3 protein-coding genes are annotated in these 2,531 nt (G+C 63.1%); all 3 read right to left on the reverse strand.

Translation table 11 applies throughout. The features are described 5' to 3' along the window. A partial coding sequence (locus tag AAC083_RS15695; RefSeq protein WP_108537082.1) for an NnrU family protein occupies nucleotides 1-479 on the reverse strand: 479 nt, incomplete at its 3' end. A gap of 212 nt (nucleotides 480-691) precedes the next feature. Beyond that, a complete protein-coding gene (locus AAC083_RS15700) occupies nucleotides 692-1,825 on the reverse strand; it encodes a glycerate kinase (protein WP_108537083.1) in 1,134 nt (377 codons plus the stop codon). A gap of 9 nt (nucleotides 1,826-1,834) precedes the next feature. After that, on the reverse strand, nucleotides 1,835-2,531 hold a 697-nt coding region (locus AAC083_RS15705; RefSeq protein ID WP_108537084.1), incomplete at its 5' end, for a GntP family permease.

A 2,531-nucleotide genomic window follows, 5' to 3' on the forward strand; every position in this document is an offset into this window, starting at 1 on the left:
CCAGTACCCACCCAGTTCGCTGCGGGACGGGGATAGCGCTGCCAGTCCCGCACCGAAATCCAGATGATGCTGATCAGCGCCCACAGACCGATACCGCCGAACAGCACCAGAGAGCGGGCCTCGCTGTTGACCGTCAGATGGGCGCCAGCCCAGAGCAGGGTACCAAGCAGTTGGGGATGCACCAGCCAACGCCGCAGGTGATTGGGCCCCTGGCCGGAGAAGAACAGGATCAGCGCGACTGGCATGGCGCCCATCATCAGGGTCGGGCCCCAGGTGGGCAGCAAGTAGAGCGGCATGGGGCTGGACGAACGCCAGCCAGCAAGAATAAAGCCAATGGCGACAAATAGCAGCAGCGAGAAGAGCCCCTTGTAACGGTTCTCCCCCAGCCGGTCGCGCAAGCGGTCCCTGTGGGCAGCGGCGAAGCAGGGGTAGAGGTGGATAAGGGTAAACAGCAGTACCCCCAGGGTCAGCAAGATCATGGGTGGCTCCTTGTACTATGGGAGATCACTATGCCGCAAAGTGCGCAACCGGAACACAGAAACCACAGAAAAGTGGCAGGGATACAGCAGGATAATGAAAAAAGCCGATCGACAGATCGGCAAGGTGTGTCGGGCAGACCGGCAGCAGGTGCTGGTCATTACCGCTACACGGGGCAGGGTTTGGCCGGCGCCAGGCACCGGCCAGAACAGGATTAGCGTCGCATCATATAGAGCGCGGCCACGTTGCGGGCCGTGAGCTGCAGGTTGGTGGTGGCGGTGGCCAGCGCTTCCGGCAGCGACATGGCGCGGTTGACCACGGCGAACACAGCGTCCAGTCCGTGCTCATGCACGACACCGTAATCGTCGGTGAGGCAGCCCGAAATACCTATCACCGGCTTGCCAAACTGCTTGGCACAGCGTGCGACACCGATTGGCGTCTTGCCATAAATAGTCTGACTGTCGATGCGCCCTTCGCCGGTGATGACGAGATCCGCATCAGCCACCGCCTCGGCCAGTTTCAGCGCCGCTATGACGATCTGGATACCTGGCTTGAGCTCGGCACCGAGCAGGCCCACCAGGGCCGCGCCCATGCCGCCAGCGGCGCCCGTCCCCGGAATATCCTTCACCTGTTTGCCGAGCGCCTGTTCGATGCAGTCGGCATAGCGGGCAAGGTTGGCATCGAGCTGCGCCACCATGTCGGGGTTGGCCCCCTTCTGCGGGCCAAACACGGCAGAGGCGCCTTTCGGGCCGCACAGTGGATTGTCCACATCGCAAGCCACCTCTATGGTGATCCTGCTCAGACGGGAGTCCAGGCCACTCAGGTCGATGGTCGCCAGCTCGGCCAAACCAGCACCACCCAGCGCAATAGAAGTGCCATCCGCTTTCAGCAACTTGCCACCGAGCGCCTGGATCATGCCGGCACCGCCGTCATTGGTGGCGCTGCCGCCGATACCGAGAATAAGGTGCTGCACCCCCATCTCCAGCGCAGCCAGGATCAGCTCGCCAGTGCCGAAGCTGGAGGTGAGCAGCGGATTGCGCAGTTCCGGCGCGACCAGATGCAGCCCTGAAGCGGCGGCCATCTCGATGACGGCGCGCTCGCCATCCCCCAGCAGGCCGACGAAGCCCTGCACCTTGTTACCGAGCGGCGCAGTCACCTCGACCGGCAGGATACGACCACCGGTGGCATCCACCAGGGATTGCACTGTCCCCTCGCCGCCATCGGCCATGGGCAACTTGATGTAGGTGGCATCTGGCAATACCTGCTTGAAACCCGCCTCGATGGCATCAGCCACCGCCATGGCGCTCAGGCTCTCCTTGAATGAATCCGGTGCGATAACAATTTTCATATCAGTTCCTTAGGCGAGGCCAAACACGCCAAACATCAGGGTGGAGACGGCTGCGATGGTCAGACCGACTGCAGTTTCGTAGGGGATGAGTTTCAGGCGCTCCCCCACGCCCATGTGGACGCTGCCACCCGTGGCATGGAAGAAGGAGCCGTGGGGCATGTGGTCAAACACAGTGGAACCCGCATGGATCATGGCGGCCCCCGCCAGACTGCTGATGCCGAGCTCAATCAGGGTGGCGCTGAACACGTTGGAGGCCACCACTGTCCCGGCCGTGGTCGAAGCGGTCGCCAGCGACATCAAAGCGCCCGAGATGGGGGCCAGCAGGTAGGAGGGCAGACCGGAGGCGGTCAGGCCGCTGATCAGCACATCCTTCAGACCCGAGTTGGCAATGATGCCCGCCAGGGTACCGGTTCCCAGCAGCATGATGGCTACCGGCGCCATGCGGGAAAGGCCCGAGACCGCAAATTGATTCACCTTGCTGAACTTGCCCATCATCAGGGCGCCGACCAGGCCGCCGAGGGGCAGGGCGATGAGCGGATCCACCACGATACCGGCCAGCGGGCGCAGGGCCAGCAGCAGGATGGCGACCAGAGGAGCACTGATGGCCGCAGCAAAGCCGGGCAGCTTGGTGCCGGCAAAGCTCACCACCTCATCGGCAGCGACCTTGCTGCCTTTATTGTTGAGGCGCTTGGCAAGCCAGTAAGCC

Origin of the sequence: Aeromonas sp. HMWF014, from assembly GCF_963878295.1 — a bacterium.
GTDB lineage: Bacteria > Pseudomonadota > Gammaproteobacteria > Enterobacterales > Aeromonadaceae > Aeromonas > Aeromonas popoffii.